This is a genomic window from Parathalassolituus penaei, assembly GCF_026626885.1.
Lineage (GTDB): Bacteria > Pseudomonadota > Gammaproteobacteria > Pseudomonadales > Oceanobacteraceae > Oceanobacter > Oceanobacter penaei.
Map to the genome: position 1 here is coordinate 84,950 of NZ_JAPNOA010000029.1, position 18,860 is coordinate 103,809.

Genomic DNA, 18,860 nt, shown 5'->3' on the forward strand with positions numbered 1-18,860 from the left:
TCAGGGCGTCGGTGGAATTTCCCGCTCCTGCTGCATTTCGCTCATCATCCATTCCTTGAAGGCCTTCATGCCGGCGGTTAACGGACGATGTTTGCGATACACCAGATAAAACGCCTTGTGAGTATCCAGCTGGATATCAAACGGCACGATCAGGCGGCCTGAGGCTACTTCGCGCGACGTCAGGGTGCTGTCGGCCAATGCCACACCAAGGTCCTCCTGAGCCGCTGCGGTTGCCAGCTGGCCACTGGATAACTGCAAACTGCCTTTGGGCACCAGCGTCGGCACACCGGCCTGTTCCAGCCAGTCCTGCCATTCCCACTTGCGTTTGCTCACGTAAATCAGCGTGTGGTGACGCAAGTCTTCCGGCTTGTTGAGCGGAAAACGGCCATTCATCAGGCGCGGGCTACATACCGGCACCAGCATGACCTTGCACAGGAAGTGGGTTTCAATGTCGTCCCACTCACCATTACCGTAATAAATGGCGATATCGGTGCTGGAGCGATTGAAATCGATCAAACCCATTGAGGCATTGATCTGCAATTCAATATCCGGATACAGCTCCTGAAAACGCGCCATATGAGGCATTAACCAGCGAGTCAGAAAGTTGGGGGCCACACTGATCTGCACCACGTTATGGCCCTGACTGGCGGTCAGACGACGGGTGGCAATCTCGATTTCATCCAGCGCCGGTTTGATCATATTGAGGTACTGCTCACCGGCAGCCGTCAGTTCAACCTTGCGCTTCTGGCGGCTGAATAACTGTACGCCCAGATATTCCTCAAGTGTCTTGATCTGGTGGCTGACCGCCGAAGCCGTCACCGCCAGTTCGTCAGAGGCCGCAACAAAGCTGCAATTACGCGCCGAAGCCTCAAAAACCCGCAAGGCATTCAGGGGAGGAAGACGTCTCATGGCAACTCCTGCGCACACTCAACTAATTAGATATTCTCAGCATTCTGGTTAGAAAGCATCGCTTTTTCAAGTGCCCATGGCGCCTTACCATACTCTCATTCCTGAACAGAAATGAATGGAGCAACACCATGAACCACTTTGATACTGATCTGCACATCCAGCAAGCCCGTGAAGTGCGCAGCGCCTATCTGGCCTCTCTGTTTGCCGCTGTAGTAGCCCGCATCCAGTCTGCTTTCCACATCAAGTCTCACACTCTGGCCAACAGCCACTAAGAGACTCCGACAACACGCCAGGCATTTGGCCGGCTCGAGGATACGTCCTCTGGAGCCAGGCACAAGCCTGAGCAGTGATGACAATTACGCAATAATCTCCCGCTTCTGTACGTTCCCCAGCCCTGGTTCCAGGAGCATCGCGTTGCCTTCTCAGGCTGAATTTTTTTCACCGACTACATACAACCCGGTTTGACCTTCCCCGGTTTCTGTACCAGCACTCCACCCGCCGCATGACTCGCGTCCAAATAAAAACCCCCAGCCGAAGCCAGGGGTAGTCAGTGTGATTGCTCAGCGTTGATACAGCCGGATCAATCAGCCACGCGGGCCACGATCATCCTGCTGGGTACGCTTTTCACCCTTGCCGTGATCATCCGCTTTTAATTGCTGGCGTTGCTCATCGGTCAGCAGCGACAACATATGAGTGCGAGCTTCACTACCACTCACGAACATCTTCTGCTGCAGGCTGGCGAGATTGCTATAAGCCTGATTCAGGGCTTTTTCATCAAACTTGTCGGCAGCGTAAAGATCACGAATGCGGTTGTTGACCTTCATGACCTCGCCCATCAGCTCCCAGTTCTTGCTGCGAGCTTCATCCTGAACACTGGTCATGGCGGTACGCTGTTCAGCGGTCAGCTCCAGCTTGCCAAAGGCGCGCTCGCTGCCAAACATGTCTGGTCCCATACCACCACGGCCCATGCCACCGTGCATTCCACCCTGCATACCTGGGCCCATTTCACCACGGCCCATGCCACCGTGCATTCCACCCTGCATACCTGGGCCCATTTCACCACGGCCCATGCCACCCGCCATTTCACGACCATGACGACCATCACGTTCGCCGCGCTGACCATCACGACGGTCAAAACGGTCACCATCGTGACCACGGTCTTCGCAGCTGCGTTGTTGATCATCGGCCAGTGTTTCGGTGGTAGCGTCCTTGGCGATCACGACCAGAGATGCAGTACCCAGTACGGCAGCCAGAACGCCACCCATCAGGATTTTGCGGGAACTGAAAAATTCATTGCTCATGGCTTTCTCCATATACCTTTTTACAGGTTTTGATTACCCGAAGAGTTCGTCTGTTCGGGTTGACAAATCCAGTATACGGAAGCAAATCCGGAGCACATCGGGGTTAAACACGCTATTGCAGACTTTTGCCCGTGTCGACAAAGCCATATCCAATCTTTACGTACAGGTTTTATTTTTTAAGCTCTGGTTCAGGTTAAATTCGATAAAACCACCCGCATATTGATTATCAGGCTAATGATAAAGGCAGGATATAAACAGAAGGGAAAATTCTACGGGAACGGTATTCTGAACCATTTGCACACGTCCGGCAAAACAATCGCCGCTATCGATACCTTGATCAATGTCCTGTATCGATACAGCCCTGTCTCGAATTCACACGTTTGTAACTTTCAGCGGAAAGCGTCCAGTGGCAGAATCGGTTGCTGACATTACTAACAGAACATCTGATCAACAGATGCAGTGGATGGGTGAGCTATGACTGAAATTCCCATGGATTACCGGATTGGCGATAACGCCTATCTGGCCGCAGGCAAGCAGGAAGGTATCGAAACCCTGGTTAACCGTTTTTACGACCTGATGGACAGTCGCACAGACGCGAGCAGCCTGCGTCAATTACATCCGGACAGCCTCGACCGTGCCCGCCAGCGTCTGGTGTGGTTTTTGTCAGGATGGTTGGGAGGCCCGGCGTTGTACCAGCAAAATGTCGGCAACCAGAGTCTGGCCATGTCCCATGCACAGGTCGCCGTCACCCGAGACAGCATGCAAGCCTGGCTCGATTGTATGAGCCAGGCCCTGCAGGATTGTGGCTATCCACAAAGCTTTCACGATTATCTGATGCATCGTTTCACGACGCCCGCACACTCCATGCTGATGATGGCCGAATATCAGGCTCGCCCGACCAGCACTACTCCGTCCTTCTCTGCGGTGTAACAACAGCTCAATGGTTTGCGAATACTCACAGACCATTGAGATAACCTCCTGTAAATATCCAGCCGTTTTATCTGACCTGCCCGATTAAATAAGACCAATCGCGTCACAGTTTCCACATGAGCGTCCAAGCCGAAACGTCAACATCCGCCAACATGAGTCAAATAACGGCTGATCAACGGCATTTTTTGTTCTTGCCTGAGACAGGACTGCGGTTAGAATCGCGCTTTCGATTACATCCATGCATGGTGAGGATGACCAACCTGCATAATCTTTCAGTCACCCGCTGACTGATCACCTCAGCTCAACAGGGATTGTTGAATATGCTTCAGACCAGGACGCTTATCCATCGTTTGGGGAAACTGCTTCCCCCACGCATTCAATACCCTCAGTACCGCAATTTTCAGGGAGATCTGTGCATGCGCAGGAGCCATCTGCTTGCTCTTTGTTTGCTGGCCAGCACTGCTGTTCAGGCCAATGAAGTCTACAAATGCCGCAATGAAAAAGGTGTTATCACCTATTCCTACCAGGCCTGTGCCAGCCACGGCTACCAAAATGCCGATGCCATGGCCGGAACCGCGCGCCGCGAAGACATCATTGGTGGCTGGATCAGCGACGAAGACTCTCTGGTACAAATCCGCGCCGGCCTGAATGCCAACGGCACCTATGAGGCAGAGATTACCTCCCTGATGGGGATGAAGATGATCGATTTCGGCACCTGGGAATTGAACAACAACAAATTGGATATACGAGTTGAACGCACCCTTCAGGTATTCCAGAACAACGCGCGCGAGAAACACGAAGAATCGGGACGTTCACTGCGCATCAACAACATCAAGAACGACAGTGTCGAAATCATCACCCGTGATGCGTTGACCGGTGCCGATGAAAAACACACCTTCACCCGCACCAAAGAACCCTACAAATACGTCGCTCCCGATCCGGTAGAGCAAGCCAAACGCCATAAGAAGTTACTGGCCAACAACTGCAAAAAAATGCAGGACACCGCCATGTACGACCAGGCGCTGCTAGCCTGCCAGGCCGCGGCTGCCGAAGGTGATGCCAAATCTGCCTGGTCTGCCGCGCAGATGTTCTGGTCAGGCCAGGGCACCAGCGTTAACGAAGACGAAGCACGCCGTTACTACCAACAAGCACAGCAAGGTGGTGTGAAGGAAGCCGCCGAGCCAATTGAAACCGTCTTCAACGATTTTATGCGCCGCTGGCCATTTGAACTGGCCCCCAAGGATGACTCGGTCATCGGTTCCTGGTGTATCACCAAATCCGGCCCATCACTGGACCGTATGACCACCGATAACGGCCGTATCCAGATCAACGCCGATGGCAGCTTCCGTATGCTGAATGACTCCGCCATCAGTACCAGAGGCCGCTGGAGCCAGCAGGCTGACATGCTGAAACTGGGCACCGAAGGTGAGTTTGGTATTCTCAGTCAGTCCGCCGATAAGATGACCCTGCGCAACAACAACAGTTATGTCTGGGTGCGTGGCAACTGTGATACACCATCGCGCAACATGGGCATTGCCCTGCAGCTGGATAACGCCATTGTGATTGGCAGCCAGCCTTACATCGACAGCATTCTGGCCAGTGGCCACAACATCAACACCGCCAATACCCGCAGCCTCTCGGAAACCACACCTCTGATTCAGGCCATCAAGTCCGGCAACAAGGAGCTGGTCAAACGTTTGCTGGAAATGGGCGCAGATGCCGGTCAACCGGACGCGACCGGACGTTCCCCACTGGAAATCGCCCGTAAGGAAAAAGAAGAAGAGATCGTCCAGCTGCTGCTGGGGGACTGGCCACTCAAGGCTCTGCCAGAACGACCACCGGCCAGTGCTGTACCGGCAGGCAGTTTTGCCATCGCAATTCCTGAATCGGAACAACAGGCTTCGAATAAACGCCGCAGTGATTACGACCAGCAAAAAGCCATGCTGGATGCACTCGACACCCATCGCCTGTATCCGTCCAAGGATATTGCCGAGCTGATGCTAACCGCCGCCTGTGAAAAAACCCAGGATGAAAATGCCACCGACAAAGCAGCCCTGCAGCGCACATTTGGCCGCTTGCACGGCGGCATTATGGATGAGCGTAAGCTGGATCTGTCGGTGCTCTACTACCTCAATAACGAAGAGTTTATGAAGCGTTATAGCGGCCGGATGGAAAACTCCATGATGCGTTGTATGTTGTTCAGTGGTCGTTGATGGATCACAGCGCTTTTATAAGCATGAGGATACAGGGCGTCGAGAGTAAGACTGCGTCGCGATTTCTCATCTAGGGACCCTCTGAATAACTCGGTGCCCGCTCTGGCTTATCGGGATGGTGATGAATCACGAAGCCGGTTTGATGGCATAGCGGGCTACGTCAAAAACCGGCGACACCGAGTCATCACCATCCCGAAAGCCCCAAAGGGCGCGGGCTGCAGCGCGTTTGAGCGGTGTTGCCGATCTTGAAAAGGTTCGTCATTTCGCTGCGATCGTCGCCTTGCTCACACGCGCTGCAGCGCTCGCGCAGAGCTGTGCAGAGTTATTCAGAGTGTCCCTAGCCATAGCTCAACCAGATCACCGTATTGGCCCAGCACCGCTGGCTGCCGAATGCCCATCTGGGCGAGCCGGAATTCACCGCAACGGCCGACCCGGCCGGGGCATGGATGCCCCGCCAGGCCGGGGGACAAGGTCCCCCAAGAGGGCTAGCGGCACCGCCAATTAACAAGCGGCATTGTCATGATGCTCTGTTAATCAGCCGAATTAGCGCGTCAGCGGCCAACCAATCAGCAATACCGCCAGCGTCATTACGCCGATAAACACATTCATCGGCACCCCCACACGCAGGAAATCAGAGAACCGATAACCACCCGGGCCATACACCATCAGATTGGTCTGATATCCCAACGGAGTTGCGAAGCTGGCCGATGCCGCCATCATGATGGCCAGAATAAACGGCTCGTTATTCAGATTCGCCTTTTCCGTCATCTCCAGCACAATCGGCAACATCAACACCGCGGCGGCGTTGTTGGTGATCACTTCGGTCAGAATCGAAATCGCCACATAGGTCAGTGCCAGCATCAGCCATGGTGTGCCGTTACTGAGATTGATAATGCCCTGAGCCAAAAACTCGGCGACACCGGTTTTCTGCAAGGCCGTACCGAGGGTAAACGACGCCGCGATGGTAATAATCACGGTCAGATCGAGGCTTTTTTCGGCCTGATTCACCGAACAACAACCCGACAGGATCATCAGAGCGGCACCCAACAACGCCGCGTTGAGCATATCCAGCACACCAAACGTGGCTGCCCCCACCATGGTCACCAGAATGCCCCACGACAACAGCGCACGTTCATGACGTGGAGATTCTTCTTCGAGATCGTTGATCAGCAGGAAATCACGGTTATAACGCTGACGGCTGACAAACGCCGGACGCGCTTCCAGCAACAGGGTGTCACCAGCAGCCAGACGAATAGTGCCCAGATTACCTTTCACACGTTCGCCATTACGCGCCACCGCCAATACCACGGCACCGTAACGATCACGGAAACGGGCGTCACGAATCGCGCGACCAACGGCTTCACAGTGTGGTGACACCACGGCTTCTACCAGACAACGTTCGGAACGACGACTGGTCAGTACCGCTTCGTTTTCCAGTGCCGATGGCACAATGCCATGGATACGCAACAGATCGGAAATGGCCTGGGTATCACCGGCAAATACCAGTCGGTCACCACCCTGCAGGCGTTCTTCCGAGGATACGGCCGTTACAATGGCACCATCCCGTTCGATCTCGACCAGATACACCCGCGACAGCTGACGCAGCCCGGCTTCCAGCACGGTTTTGCCCACCAGCGGACCATCCGGTGACACCATCACTTCGAGAGTAAATTCGCGCAGATTGCCAAACGCCTGCTGTTCAGTACGCGCAGGCAACCAACGCGGGAAAAAGAGCCACATAAACAACAAGCCAGCCAGCCCTACCGGCAACCCCACTGCGGTAATAGCAAATAGCGAAAAGCCTTCTGCACCGGTCAGGCTCTGGTACTGGCCATTCACCACCAGGTTGGTGCTAGTGCCAATCAGGGTCATGGTGCCGCCGAGAACGGCGGTGTAACTCAGCGGAATCATGAGCTTGGAGGGCGCGATGCCAATCTTGCGCGACCACGAATGAATGGCCGGAATCATGGTGGCCACCACCGGCGTGTTGTTCAGGAATGCACTCAGCACGGTGACTGGCGCAAAAATCCGCCACAAAGCCGAACGAACCGAGGTGGGTTTACCCAGCACCTTGTTCACCAGCAAATCAACACCACCAGAGGCATGAATACCGGTTGCCACCACAAACATGGCCGCCACCGTGATCAGACCGGCATTACTGAAACCTGCCAGCGCTTCCGCCGGTGTCAGAATGCCCAGACAGCTGATCACGGTCAGCATGGCCATCATCACCAGATGTGGCCCAACACGGGTAAAAACCAGTAAAAACAGGGTGACGACGGTCAGCCCGAGGGTGAACCAGCCTTGCCATTCCATTTTTTATAAGACTCCGAGGCAGAATGACGGCGATTCTACGGAGAGTTTAAAATGACAATAAAGAATATTAAAAGCTAATTATATTCTTTTAAGAACTAAATGAATTAACCACCAACAACCGTTCCAGCCCCCGACATCAGCGCCTGTAAGACGCCATAGAACAGCACCAGAAAACCACCAACCTCAACCAGCGCCAGACTGATCATAAACACCAGTACGGCCGCCTTCCCCGACTCCGGTTTGAACTGATTGAGGGTATCTTCGCGCCAGCCATGCCAGATATAAGAAACGATGGCACTGGCGAAATAGATCAGCACCGCCAGCATTGCGCTCCGCTCAAGCCAAACCGGCAACTGACTGATCTCCGCAAACCGCGCCAGTAACATGGCGGCAAAGGCGTACAGCAATGAAGCCCGATGGCCAATATCAACATAAGGGTGCGCACGGCCACTGCTGCGGGTATGAATCTGGTAATACTTCCAGCACCCCATCAGCAAACCACACAGAAAGAACACTCCGGCGGCCACCACCGCCAACGGCTCCGCTGCCAACATCCCCGGCTCCTGCTGTTATTATGATGAACAGCACTATCCGGTAAGGCAGCCATCCAACCCATTCAACCGCCGTCGCAATCGGCTGGTTGAATGGTGGCAAGGCCAAAGGTGAAGGCAAAACACTCCGCACAGACCGGCGGAAAGAAATAACGAACGAGCGGCCAGAGGTTACTGACTGGCCTGATCCACGTAATCCAGATTACGCTGGGTAGAACCGGTACTGAGGTTATCCAGCTGGCCTTTGAGCTGATCCACTTCCGCATCGTTACGCGGCGCATGAATTTTGCCCGATCCGGTTTCCACACTGACATCCGGCACCGCTTCTCCGCCGCCCATTTGTTTCACTGACAACCAGCCAATCACCAGCAACACAATCAACAATCCAATCAGACGCATGCCTGTTCTCCATTAAGCATCATGAGGCGATTGATCCACAGGCACAGATGGCTTGCAAGTTCAGCAGCGGGTTCCGTGATCTGAGCGACACCGCTGGTCGCCCAAAGCGCCAGCAGGTCCGCTATCCGATCAACTGTACTTGTACTGTCAGATGGACCCATTAGGCTGACGCTTATCGACCTTTATGACATTTCATTACGGATAATCGTATGTCGCCAAACACTCACTTGTTTCGCCCCTGTGCACTGATACTGGCCATTACCGGCCTGATCGCCTGTGGTGGTTCCGGGCAATCGGATCAACATAACCCCGATGTTGATCTTAAAAACGCCAGCCAGCTCGAACGTTATCTGAAAACCGGTTACATCAGCCGCTACAGCGCTCAGAACCAGGCCTACCCGGTCGATAGCAGCGCCGGTGAGACCGCTACCGATACCTCCACTGACAGTGATAGCGGCAGCGACGACTATTCCTCGACCAATTTGCAGGAACAGGGCGTTGATGAAGCCGATCTGGTCAAACAGAACGGTGAATACCTTTACACCAGTCGTATTCCCACCGGATATGGCCAAACGGCAGATAACAACACACCCGCCATCCTCAGCTGGCAAACCACCGGCAACCCGGTGAGCAGCGCGCTGGTCAGCAGCGTCGAACTGAGTGACAGTTTTGATATCAGTGGTCTGTATCTGAACGGCCAGACTCTGATAGCGCTGACCAACTCGTCACAGGACGCCCCCGCCAACCACTATGGTCAGGACGATGCCACTCTGGTGGACTACTACAACCCCTGGTACTGGCAGTCGTACAGCACCGATATTCGTCTGTTTGACCTCAGCGATCCCGGCCATCCACAAGCCAGTTCCCGACTCAGTATTGAAGGCTCATTGCTCAGTTCACGGGTGGTCGGCCAACAGCTGTATGCCGTGATTATGTACACCCCTGCCTACACAACACCGGTTGACAGCACTCAATCGTACGATGACTGGTATCAGGAGTTGATCAACACGCCATTGGCGGAACTGTTGCCACGGGTATGGGTAAACGGCGCAGAAGCCGGACACCTGTTCGAAGATGGCTCCTGTCATATCAGCAGCACCGAAGACGGTGGTTATCCCGGTCTGGTCGCACTGGTGCGGATTAACCTCAACAACCCACAAGACTACGAAGCTCGTTGTAACAGCGGCCGCATCAACGGCGTGTACGCCTCAACCGATGCCATTGTTCTGAGCGGTTACGACGGTAATCGTTACGACGCCACTCGCCTCGACTGGTATCGCCTGAGCGATCTGCAACTGTTGGCCAGTGGCTCGGTGCCGGGCACTCTGGATGGCAGCATGCCGTCGTTCCGTCTGAGTGAACGTAACGGCCAACTGCGGGTGATCACCTCCAGCGCTAACTGGGGCTTCTGGGATACCATCGCCATCGACGACGTGGCAACGGTTGCCAGTGACGTCGTGCTGGATAACGAGCCGACTGAACCGGCCTTTGCCAATGCAGGTTCTGCCAGCTCTGATGGCAGCAGCGGTTCGGGTGCAAGCAGCGGATCGGATGTCAGCACCACGACAGACAGTGAACCAGATGCAAACGAGTGGGATCATCGTCTGTTTATCCTTGAGCCCGATAACAACGGCCACTTGCAACTGCTCAGCAGCCTGCCGAATACCCAGCGCCCGCAATCGATTGGCAAACCCGGTGAAAGCATTCAGGCCGTCCGCTTTATGAACGAGCGTGCTTATGTGGTGACCTTCCGCAACACCGACCCGTTATATCTGCTCAATCTTGCCAACAGCAACGATCCGCTGGTTGAGGGCGAACTGGAAATCAACGGCTTCTCGGCCTACCTGCATCCTCTGTCGGATGATCTGCTGCTGGGAATCGGCCGTGACGCCGACAGCAACGGCTCGCTGCTGGGATTACGCATCGGCCTGTTTGACGTTTCTACCCCATCCGCTCCGCAGGAAATCAGCCATATCAGCCTCGGCGGCCAGGGCAGCAGCTCGGACGTATTGTGGGATCACCACGCCATCAGCTTTATGGAGCAGGACAACGGCGTTCGCATGGCCTTTACCTGGAGTGATTACAACGACTGGAACTGGCAGGGAGACAAGTTGTACGTAGCGGATATCAACACCAGCGATCAGACCATCACCGCACAGCTGAATGCCACGTTCCGGAACAACAGCGATACCGAGAGCTGGTACTGGTATTACAGCGGTTACAACCGGGTACTGCTCCACAACGATGGCCTGCATCTGATCACCAATGGCGATACCCAATCGGGGCCTCTGAGTGACTGGAGCGGCCAGTAATCTTCTGGGCAGCAACGCCCTGAACACTGATCAAAAACACAACAGCCAGAAAAACAGAAGCCGGCAATCGCCGGCTTCTGTTGTTTGAATCACTAACACCAAGGCCGTTTAACCACGTGCCGACAATGCCAACCGTAACCCCAACCCCACAAACAGCGCTCCCACCGTGCGATTGAGCCACACACTGGCCATACGACTGACTTTCAGCTTCTGACTGGCGGTGGCAGTCAGTACCGTCAGACCCGAGAAGTACAGCAGGCACACCGCAATATAGGTCAAGCCCAGCAGCAGGAACGCCAGGCTGCTATGGGCGCTGCCAGGATCAACAAACTGCGGCACAAAGGCGAGGAAAAACAGCGCCACTTTCGGGTTCAGGGCATTACTCCAGAAGCCTTGCTGAAAGGTGCCCCAGAGCGAAGCCGTCGCCTCTTCAGCTGACGGTGCGGATGCCTCCTCGTCGCTCAGACGGGTACGTAATGCCATCACTCCCATATAGACCAGATATGCCGCCCCCAACAGTTTCACCAGCATAAATGCCGTGGCAGAACTGGCGAGAATCGCCGATAACCCCAAAGTAGCCGCCACCACATGCACCAGACACCCCGTGCAAATACCCAGCATCGCGACCAGGCCCGCACGCACACCCAGCATGGCGCTGCGCGACATCACCAGCAGCGAATCCGGCCCCGGGGTCAGACTCAGCAAAAATGCCGAAATCACATACAACGTCAGATCATGAATACCCAGCATGGCTCAGCTCTCCGGTTACCTTCACAGGTCTTTTGAAATCGTCCAACAACAGCGCACTACTGTATCGCAACGACCGGCGGCTTTAGCCAAATACCGACCAACCGGTAGCCTGCACCAGACGCTCCAGCGCCTGGGTACCCAGCTTGCTGTTGCCCACGGTATCCAGCCCCGGCGACCACACGGCGATGGAAGCACGCCCCGGCACAATTGCCAGAATACCGCCCCCCACACCACTTTTGCCCGGCAAACCGACCCGGAAAGCAAACTCACCGGAGCCATCGTAGTGGCCACACATCATCATCAGGGAGTTGATACGACGGGCCCGATTCGGCAACACCACCCGCGCGCCGGTTAACGGATCACGGCCATCAGCGGCCAGAAACAGACCGGCACGCGCCAGCTGCTGGCAACTCATGGCAATCGCACAGTGGTGGAAGTAGGTGCCCAGCACATAATCCACCGGGTTTTTGATACGCCCATAGGCCGCCATAAAATGCGCCAGAGCGGCGTTGCGGTGGCCCGTGGCCAACTCGGATTTCGCTACCTTGTCATCAAAACAGATGCTGTCGTCGTCAGCGATAAAGCGCACAAATTGCAGCACTTCGGCCAACGCTTCCTTGGGTTGGTGCCCCATCAGAATGGCATCAGCAACGGCTATCGCACCGGCGTTGATAAACGGATTACGCGGTTTGCCGTTTTCATGTTCCAGCTGCACGATGGAGTTGAACGGATCACCAGACGGTTCACGCCCGACTCGTTGCCAAACACCATCGCCCAGCTTGCCGAGCGCTACCGTCAGGCTGAATACCTTGGAAATACTCTGGATGGAAAACAGCTGCTCAGCATCTCCGGCACAGAACATCTGGCCATCCACTGTTGCGATGGCAATACCAAACTGGTTCGGATCGACCGTCGCCAGTTCAGGAATGTAATCCGCTACCTTACCCCGATCGTCACTGGCCCCGATGGTGGCCACAATCTCATCCAGAATCGCCTGCACAGCACATGTCCTGTTGCCCAAAAACAGGGCAGCAGTCTGGCCGAGCCAACCAGCAAGGGCAAGTCCTGCAGCCGGTTAATCCAGGAACAGGCGTTTTTTCCACCCGGAAACGCCAACATCGGACAGATTGGCGAGCTTATTGACACAGTTCCTGATGCAGCACTGCTGACTGTCATGGAGCAGGCGTACACTCGTGGTTCCTTCTGACCAATGTTTTAACCGAAGGATGTTTCACCACCCCAGCCCGCTGTCGAACGGGTTGTACAGACAGCCGCTGGCAACAATAAAAGATCAGGACAAGGAGTCAGATATGTCAGCAGTGCCCACGGTATCCATCACCTCCACGGATGCCATGCTCGCCGAGAAAATTCGCCCGCAAGTCGCCAAAGGCCACAGCAGTATTTCCGGTTTGTCGTCCGGTGCCTTTATGACAGTGCAGATGCACCTGGCTCACTCCAGCCGTTTTTGTGGTGCCGGTATTATTGCCGGTGGCCCCTATCGTTGTGCCGCCATGTATCGCCGGGCCGCCGCACTGCGCGGTGATGCTAATATTCTCACCGCCTATTTTATTGGTATGAATCCGCTGATTCCGTCGGTTGCCCCCAGCGGGATCGAACTGGCCAAACAGGCCCGTGAACGTTCCGGCACCGATATCGACCCCATCGGCCATCTGAAAGACCAGCGTTTGTATATTTTCTCCGGCACCCAGGACAAGGTGGTTTACCAGTCGTCGGTCGAACAAACCAAACTGTTTTATCACGAGCTGGGGGTGAACGACCGTCACGTCAAATGGGTATCCGACGTTGCCGCTGGCCACGCCATTATTACCCGCAATCCGGAAGACTCGCCGTTAAGCACCAACCAGCCGCCTTATATCAACCAGGGCGACTTTATCCAGTCGCATGACATTCTGAAAACCATCTACCCGGATAGCCAAAGCCCGACACACGCAGCGCCGCTGACCGGCCTGCTGCATCGTTTCAGCCAGCTGGCACTGATGCCGGGTGATTCCGAAGCCGAACGTTATGACAACCTCAAAAACGCCAGCATGAGCGAATTCGGTTATGTGTATGTGCCCGCCAGTGTGCTGGATCACTATGCCGCCGCTTCCGAGGGGCATCATCACCAGCATAACCAGCCAGTGCGAATTCATATGGTGATGCACGGCTGCAAGCAGGGTTACAACTACACCCCGGTGATTAACGGTCGCCCGGATACCGACAACTATCCGCCGTACGGCAATCGTTACATCACCACCACGGGATACAACGAATACGCCGACCTCAACAACATGATTGTGATTTACCCGCAGGCCGAAGGTGTGGACGACGGCAAGATCCAGAACCCTGACGGTTGCTGGGACTGGTGGGGTTATACCGGCGACGACTTCTATTCGAAAAATGCCCTGCAAATCCGCGCCCTGTCGCGCATTCTTGAAAACTTTGGCGGCTGATGAATAACAAGGACTGAATCATGACCCACTCAAACAAACGCAAAGCCGATCTTCTGACCCTGGTTTATTCCCCGTTTGGTCACCTCAACAGCGGCCAGAAAAGCTTCAACCGTATGCTGCTGAACAGCTGGCAAAACCAGATGCAAACCGGCGAAGTACTGTGCAGCCGCCATTTGAATCTGAAAGAAATTGGCGACGATATGGTGGCCTTCCAGAAAGCCATTGTGGATCGAATGACCGAACAGCAGGTGGCACTGCTGGAAGGTATCAAGGATATTCAGGACGAATACTGCGAATACCAGGAAACCAACACTTTGACCAAACTGATGGATAACAACTGCAATATTGCCGGTCAGATGATGGCACTGGCGCAGAGCCAGATGACCGGTTGGGCGCAGCTGCTGGACAACATTCAGGTGGATTACGGCTACTGGCTGTATCTGCAGGCCGAAAAAGCCAAACAGTGTGAATGCAAGGGCTGAAACGGCATCAAGGTTAGTACCTGCAACAACGGCGAGAATACGCTCGCCGTTGTTATTTTTCCCTCTCCCTGAAGACAACCCCAGCGGACAATCGGACCGTCCCCAACCAACATGCCAATCCCAGCCGACATGCCCAGCCGACAACCATAGATGAAAACACCTAACGGCTGGCAGACAAACTCTGCTGCCACAAGCGTGCCTGTTCCAGCACCCGCCCGCCAACAATCTGTGCCCGCCGCATCACCTCCTGCTGCCAGTCCCGATCTTCAGTTACGGCTTTGCTGATCGTCGCATTACGAGGGTCCGGCCCGAGATACAAATAAGCGTCCGCTACCCGGTTCATTTGGCTTGATTCACCGGCGGCCGTGCGCCCGCCCGTTACCTCTGCCAGGGTTTTCTGCCCCAGTGCATTCGACTGCAAATCGATCAGGCCGGGCGTACTCCCGAGTGGTTTTCCATTCATATGGGTAAACACACTGAACACCGACGATTGTGTCTGCTGTTGTTCCAGCAAACACACCAGCATACAGGTTGGCTGTGAATCACCCACCAGCGTGACCGGCACACGCAGATTATGGAACGTGCCAAACAGCAACAGGCCCTGACGATGCTGTGCCAGCACCTGCTGCTGAATCACATCGGCATAATGCTGCTCACGACTGTCGACCAGGGTTTGCCACTCAGCGTGATCCAGCAACACCCAGTCAAACGCAGGCTCCGCCAGCACCAGACGGATCTTATGATCGCCACGCTGGTTGAGCTCGTGCAGGTTGACCAGAAAGTCTTCGTATACCTGATACTGCCAGGCCATAAAAAACAAAGTATCGCGCCAGATCGACCGTAACTCATTGATTGGAATGTCTTCGCCATCCAGCAGATAACGGTCAGCCAACGCCTGAAAACGGGCGTTGCCCCACTCCACCACAATATCGTTGGTACTGTTAAACACGGCGTCATCGGTAAGCGCGTTCATCACATAGCGCAGCGGCAGATCACTGCCATGAACATCACCAATGGCGATCAGGGGTGTGCTGGCATACTGGCTGACAATCCATTTGGGATCGGCCAGTTCAAGGTTCGCACTGGCACTTTTAGCCAGCAGCACACCGATCAGCAGCAACAGAAAGCGGGTGAACAGATTCGCTTTTTTCGAGTACGACATTAACAACACCCAACAAATGAGAATAAATCTCATTATATTGAGCATTAATTCAGATACCACCCATGAGGGCGTCAGGAAGTGCCAATACGAGACTTCTGCCAGATTTTCAGAGCAACCACCACCAGCGCAATGGCTAATGCATCAGCAGTCAGGTCACCCAGATCAAAGGTGCGGGTCGGGAATAGAGACTGGGTACATTCTTCCGCAACAGCAAATACCGCCACCAATACCGCTCCCAGGTAACAGCGCAGTCCCAGAAGACGAATCTGACGGCAACGGGTTGCCAGCGTCACCAGCAAGGTCAGCAAACCGAAAATACCGAAATGACCGAACTTGTCGCCATAAGGAATGCTGCGTACCCAGGTCAGAAAGATATTAGGGTTGCCCTGGTCGGCATCAATAATGATCCACAACACAAACAGGAAAAAACCGATGGCCAAAGCCACCAACAGTGGAAATATCCTCGGTGCGAAACCATCCATCTTTTCAGACAAGACACTATTCTCCGTGAGACCCCGGCCCGGCCGGTGGAATATGAATGCAATGTTTGATGTGTTTAAGACTGGTGACGATGGTAAAGGTCATGATCACCAGCAGCGACCACGAGCTCCACTTGCCAACATGCACCGCCGACCAACTGTGAAGCTGGTCCGGATAACTCCAGAGGGTAAAGAACGTACTGATGTTTTCCGCCAGCCAGATAAAAAAGCCGATCAGCACAAACGCCAGCAACAGAGGCATCGAACGCTCACGATCATAAGGCGTGAACACCACAGAGGTGCGGGCATACAACCCCAGCGCTCCGGCGGCGATGTACCAGCGATAGTCACCGATGTAATGATGCGTGAAAAAATTGGCGTAAATCAGCCCGGCCACCAGCCACGCCATCCAATACGGCGGATGATGAACGATGCGTAACCCGAACAGACGCCAGGCCTGAATAATGTAACTGCCAACGGCGGCGTACATAAACCCCGAGAACAGCGGCACACCCAGGACCTTGCTGTAGGCAAAATCCGGATAGGACCACGACTGGATCGACCCCGATACCTTAAAGGCTTCCAACGCAAAACCTACTGCATGAAACATCATGATGGCCTTGAACTCATCAAACGTTTCCAGACGGGTCAGCAACATCCAGCCCTGAATCACGAGGGCAATCAGCAACAGCAGATCATAACGGGGAATACCCAGCACCCCACCACGAGGCACCAGAAAAACCGAGGCAAAAAACAGCCCGGCAAACAGACAGGCCCGTGCTTCCTTGATACCGAAATACCAGAATTCCAGCACGAATCGGCGCAGACCGGTCAGGTGCGGATTATCCCCCCTGACCGTCAGTAAATGCGCATCCAGTGCGCCTAGCGACCAGCTTCCTTGCATAACGCTTATTCAGCGCCCAGCACGATACGGTAAGCAACACCCTGGGTTTCAATCACATCACCAGACATGATTTTCTTGCGCTTGCGGGTCTCGATCTCACCATTCACCAGCACCTGTTCCTGCTCGATCATGATCTTGGCTTCACCACCACTGGAAGCGATGGCCTCAAACTTCAGGATCTTGTAGAGCTCAACCGGCTCGTGGTTGATGATAATTTCTTTCATGGCAAAACCTGCGTCATCAAAACTGTCCGACCAGCAAATCCGGTTCGGCACTTCTGGCGGGCAGTTTAATCACAGGCGGGATTCAAAGCGAATGACTTTGGCGCGGGTTGCAACCGACGGTGCAGAAACCATCGGTATAACCCGCCACCCGCAAAATCAGAACAGCGAACTCACGTTAGCCGAGCAGTACTTGCCACTGGCGCAGACCGCCTTGGTCCACAGACGGGAAACCAGACGGGTGGTGTCTTTTTGCAGTGGCTTCATGGCTTCCAGTTTCGCCAGTACCGCTGACGGTGGATACACTTCCGGCTTGGCCAGCACTTCCGGCGTAATCAGCGGCATGGCAGACGCCATCACGGTTGGATAAGACAGATAGTTGGAGTTACGGGCAGCGTTCTGGGCCTGCATCATGTAGTTGATGAACTGGTAAGCCAGATCCACATGGGTGCTGTTGGTCGGAATCGCCATCAGGTCGATCCACATAGCAGCGCCCTGGGATGGAATCACGTAACTCAATTCCGGCTTTTCCGAAATGCCGGACAACAAGTCACCGGAGTAGCCCATCACCACACAGGCCTCACCCGATGTCAGGGCCTCCACATACCCATCGGAACGCAGATATTTCACATCGACCAGTGCATCCTTGATCAGGGCACCGGCGGAATTCAGAGCTTCAGAAGAAGTTACATTCACCGATTCGCCCATAAAACGCAGCGCTGCAGCGAACAGCTCATCACGCTCGTTTAATACCACAATGCCGCAACTGGATGCTTTTTTGCGCACCTCAGGATCAAACAGCAACGACCAGCTCATTTCATCAGGAGTTACACCAGCACGCGCCAGCGCTGCCTGGTTCAGACCCAGACCGGTGGTACCCCACAAGTACGGCACACCAAACCAGCCGCCGCTATTCTGACCACGAAACTCGTGACGAATGTTGTCGCTGAGCTTGTCGAGGTTTTCCAGTTTATGAGTATCCAGTTCGCGCACCAGACCGGCATCCGCCAACGCCGACAACATCCGGGAAGCCGGGAAAACCACATCAAACTGATTGGCACTGTCGAGGAAATGGGCACCGAAATCATCCACGCTGGTGTATTCAACGTAGTCAATTTTGACGTTGTAGCGTTTTTCAAATTCCTGCAGAACTTCCGGAGCCAAATAATCGCTCCAGTTCAGCACGCGCAAGGTTTCCTGTGCCGACGACATCGACGACATCATTACCAGCAACGAATACAACATCAGGGAAATAACCGACCGCATAACTCACCTCATCTAGTGACAAAACAGGTATGGTCAGCAAACAGACGGAACAGTTTGCGGTTTTCCATAACCTGCGCCCCGATTCAGGGGGCTAATGAACATCCATATTCCGTACACTCCACTTCAGACACTGAAGGGGGGATATGCGTCTTGGAGCGTAAAACAGGAACCAACGCCCAGAATTGGGCGCCCGCATTTTTATGAGATGTGCA

Annotated in this window: 18 protein-coding genes; 6 read left to right on the plus strand and 12 right to left on the minus strand. The window is 54.5% G+C overall.

Annotated elements, in window-relative coordinates; translation table 11 throughout:
* Positions 1-909 carry a transcriptional regulator GcvA gene (gcvA, locus tag OUO13_RS11760; RefSeq protein WP_283174084.1) on the minus strand — a complete coding sequence of 303 codons (909 nt, stop codon included), beginning with the start codon at positions 907-909 and terminating at the stop codon, positions 1-3.
* A 128-nt stretch (positions 910-1,037) separates the two neighbouring features.
* Here gcvA and OUO13_RS11765 point away from each other — a divergent pair, with 128 nt between their 5' ends.
* Positions 1,038-1,181, plus strand: a complete 144-nt coding sequence (locus tag OUO13_RS11765) for an RSP_7527 family protein (protein ID WP_283174085.1) — start codon at positions 1,038-1,040, stop codon at positions 1,179-1,181.
* A gap of 312 nt (positions 1,182-1,493) precedes the next feature.
* Here OUO13_RS11765 and OUO13_RS11770 read toward each other — a convergent pair whose 3' ends face one another.
* Positions 1,494-2,210 (minus strand): Spy/CpxP family protein refolding chaperone, encoded by a 717-nt coding sequence (locus OUO13_RS11770; protein ID WP_283174086.1) that lies wholly within the window; start codon positions 2,208-2,210, stop codon positions 1,494-1,496.
* Positions 2,211-2,684: 474 nt separating this feature from the next.
* Between OUO13_RS11770 and OUO13_RS11775 the strand changes: the two genes are divergently transcribed.
* Together OUO13_RS11775 and OUO13_RS11780 are read left to right on the plus strand one after the other, a co-directional pair.
* Positions 2,685-3,140, plus strand: a complete 456-nt coding sequence (locus tag OUO13_RS11775) for a group II truncated hemoglobin (protein WP_283174087.1) — start codon at positions 2,685-2,687, stop codon at positions 3,138-3,140.
* Positions 3,141-3,556: 416 nt separating this feature from the next.
* Positions 3,557-5,353, plus strand: coding sequence for an ankyrin repeat domain-containing protein (locus OUO13_RS11780; protein WP_283174088.1), 1,797 nt, complete (start codon positions 3,557-3,559; stop codon positions 5,351-5,353).
* Positions 5,354-5,896: 543 nt separating this feature from the next.
* Here the strand turns inward: OUO13_RS11780 and OUO13_RS11785 are convergent.
* The 3 genes from OUO13_RS11785 to OUO13_RS11795 all read right to left on the minus strand — a co-directional run bounded on the left by OUO13_RS11785 (position 5,897) and on the right by OUO13_RS11795 (position 8,619).
* Complete coding sequence (locus tag OUO13_RS11785) at positions 5,897-7,669, minus strand: SLC13 family permease (RefSeq protein ID WP_283174089.1); 1,773 nt, start codon at positions 7,667-7,669, stop codon at positions 5,897-5,899.
* Between the two features lie 104 nt (positions 7,670-7,773).
* Positions 7,774-8,223, minus strand: coding sequence for a hypothetical protein (locus tag OUO13_RS11790; RefSeq protein WP_283174090.1), 450 nt, complete (start codon positions 8,221-8,223; stop codon positions 7,774-7,776).
* A 168-nt stretch (positions 8,224-8,391) separates the two neighbouring features.
* On the minus strand, positions 8,392-8,619 hold the full coding sequence (locus tag OUO13_RS11795) for a hypothetical protein (protein ID WP_283174091.1): 228 nt from the start codon (positions 8,617-8,619) through the stop codon (positions 8,392-8,394).
* A 209-nt stretch (positions 8,620-8,828) separates the two neighbouring features.
* Here OUO13_RS11795 and OUO13_RS11800 point away from each other — a divergent pair, with 209 nt between their 5' ends.
* On the plus strand, positions 8,829-10,931 hold the full coding sequence (locus OUO13_RS11800) for a beta-propeller domain-containing protein (RefSeq protein ID WP_283174092.1): 2,103 nt from the start codon (positions 8,829-8,831) through the stop codon (positions 10,929-10,931).
* A 108-nt stretch (positions 10,932-11,039) separates the two neighbouring features.
* On the opposite strand, the gene OUO13_RS11805 is transcribed toward OUO13_RS11800, so the two are convergent.
* The gene (locus OUO13_RS11805; protein WP_283174093.1) at positions 11,040-11,681 is read right to left on the minus strand and encodes a LysE family translocator; all 642 of its coding nucleotides are present in this window, start codon (positions 11,679-11,681) and stop codon (positions 11,040-11,042) included.
* An 82-nt stretch (positions 11,682-11,763) separates the two neighbouring features.
* Complete coding sequence (locus tag OUO13_RS11810) at positions 11,764-12,681, minus strand: glutaminase (protein WP_283174094.1); 918 nt, start codon at positions 12,679-12,681, stop codon at positions 11,764-11,766.
* Between the two features lie 310 nt (positions 12,682-12,991).
* Here OUO13_RS11810 and OUO13_RS11815 point away from each other — a divergent pair, with 310 nt between their 5' ends.
* Positions 12,992-14,134 carry an extracellular catalytic domain type 2 short-chain-length polyhydroxyalkanoate depolymerase gene (locus tag OUO13_RS11815; protein WP_283174095.1) on the plus strand — a complete coding sequence of 381 codons (1,143 nt, stop codon included), beginning with the start codon at positions 12,992-12,994 and terminating at the stop codon, positions 14,132-14,134.
* A 20-nt stretch (positions 14,135-14,154) separates the two neighbouring features.
* Positions 14,155-14,616: a hypothetical protein gene (locus OUO13_RS11820; protein ID WP_283174096.1), complete on the plus strand. Its 462-nt coding sequence runs from the start codon at positions 14,155-14,157 to the stop codon at positions 14,614-14,616.
* Between the two features lie 160 nt (positions 14,617-14,776).
* Here OUO13_RS11820 and OUO13_RS11825 read toward each other — a convergent pair whose 3' ends face one another.
* The 5 genes from OUO13_RS11825 to OUO13_RS11845 all read right to left on the minus strand — a co-directional run bounded on the left by OUO13_RS11825 (position 14,777) and on the right by OUO13_RS11845 (position 18,648).
* On the minus strand, positions 14,777-15,778 hold the full coding sequence (locus OUO13_RS11825) for a hypothetical protein (RefSeq protein ID WP_283174097.1): 1,002 nt from the start codon (positions 15,776-15,778) through the stop codon (positions 14,777-14,779).
* Between the two features lie 71 nt (positions 15,779-15,849).
* Positions 15,850-16,272, minus strand: a complete 423-nt coding sequence (locus OUO13_RS11830; RefSeq protein WP_283174098.1) for a VanZ family protein — start codon at positions 16,270-16,272, stop codon at positions 15,850-15,852.
* A gap of 4 nt (positions 16,273-16,276) precedes the next feature.
* Complete coding sequence (locus OUO13_RS11835; protein WP_283174099.1) at positions 16,277-17,161, minus strand: DUF817 domain-containing protein; 885 nt, start codon at positions 17,159-17,161, stop codon at positions 16,277-16,279.
* A gap of 5 nt (positions 17,162-17,166) precedes the next feature.
* Positions 17,167-17,385: an RNA-binding S4 domain-containing protein gene (locus OUO13_RS11840; protein WP_283174100.1), complete on the minus strand. Its 219-nt coding sequence runs from the start codon at positions 17,383-17,385 to the stop codon at positions 17,167-17,169.
* Positions 17,386-17,541: 156 nt separating this feature from the next.
* Complete coding sequence (locus OUO13_RS11845; RefSeq protein ID WP_283174101.1) at positions 17,542-18,648, minus strand: ABC transporter substrate-binding protein; 1,107 nt, start codon at positions 18,646-18,648, stop codon at positions 17,542-17,544.
* Positions 18,649-18,860 lie beyond the last annotated feature (212 nt).

Excerpts from the sequence above, each read along its gene's own strand:
- OUO13_RS11770 (WP_283174086.1), bottom strand. The coding sequence starts at position 2,210 with ATGAGCAATGAATTTTTCAGTTCCCGCAAAATCCTGATGGGTGGCGTT.
- OUO13_RS11840 (WP_283174100.1), bottom strand. The coding sequence starts at position 17,385 with ATGAAAGAAATTATCATCAACCACGAGCCGGTTGAGCTCTACAAGATC.
- OUO13_RS11800 (WP_283174092.1), top strand. The coding sequence starts at position 8,829 with ATGTCGCCAAACACTCACTTGTTTCGCCCCTGTGCACTGATACTGGCC.
- OUO13_RS11780 (WP_283174088.1), top strand. The coding sequence starts at position 3,557 with ATGCGCAGGAGCCATCTGCTTGCTCTTTGTTTGCTGGCCAGCACTGCT.
- OUO13_RS11845 (WP_283174101.1), bottom strand. The coding sequence starts at position 18,648 with ATGCGGTCGGTTATTTCCCTGATGTTGTATTCGTTGCTGGTAATGATG.
- OUO13_RS11790 (WP_283174090.1), bottom strand. The coding sequence starts at position 8,223 with ATGTTGGCAGCGGAGCCGTTGGCGGTGGTGGCCGCCGGAGTGTTCTTT.
- OUO13_RS11785 (WP_283174089.1), bottom strand. The coding sequence starts at position 7,669 with ATGGAATGGCAAGGCTGGTTCACCCTCGGGCTGACCGTCGTCACCCTG.
- OUO13_RS11835 (WP_283174099.1), bottom strand. The coding sequence starts at position 17,161 with ATGCAAGGAAGCTGGTCGCTAGGCGCACTGGATGCGCATTTACTGACG.
- OUO13_RS11805 (WP_283174093.1), bottom strand. The coding sequence starts at position 11,681 with ATGCTGGGTATTCATGATCTGACGTTGTATGTGATTTCGGCATTTTTG.
- OUO13_RS11795 (WP_283174091.1), bottom strand. The coding sequence starts at position 8,619 with ATGCGTCTGATTGGATTGTTGATTGTGTTGCTGGTGATTGGCTGGTTG.
- OUO13_RS11815 (WP_283174095.1), top strand. The coding sequence starts at position 12,992 with ATGTCAGCAGTGCCCACGGTATCCATCACCTCCACGGATGCCATGCTC.
- OUO13_RS11825 (WP_283174097.1), bottom strand. The coding sequence starts at position 15,778 with ATGTCGTACTCGAAAAAAGCGAATCTGTTCACCCGCTTTCTGTTGCTG.
- OUO13_RS11775 (WP_283174087.1), top strand. The coding sequence starts at position 2,685 with ATGACTGAAATTCCCATGGATTACCGGATTGGCGATAACGCCTATCTG.
- OUO13_RS11820 (WP_283174096.1), top strand. The coding sequence starts at position 14,155 with ATGACCCACTCAAACAAACGCAAAGCCGATCTTCTGACCCTGGTTTAT.
- OUO13_RS11765 (WP_283174085.1), top strand. The coding sequence starts at position 1,038 with ATGAACCACTTTGATACTGATCTGCACATCCAGCAAGCCCGTGAAGTG.
- gcvA (WP_283174084.1), bottom strand. The coding sequence starts at position 909 with ATGAGACGTCTTCCTCCCCTGAATGCCTTGCGGGTTTTTGAGGCTTCG.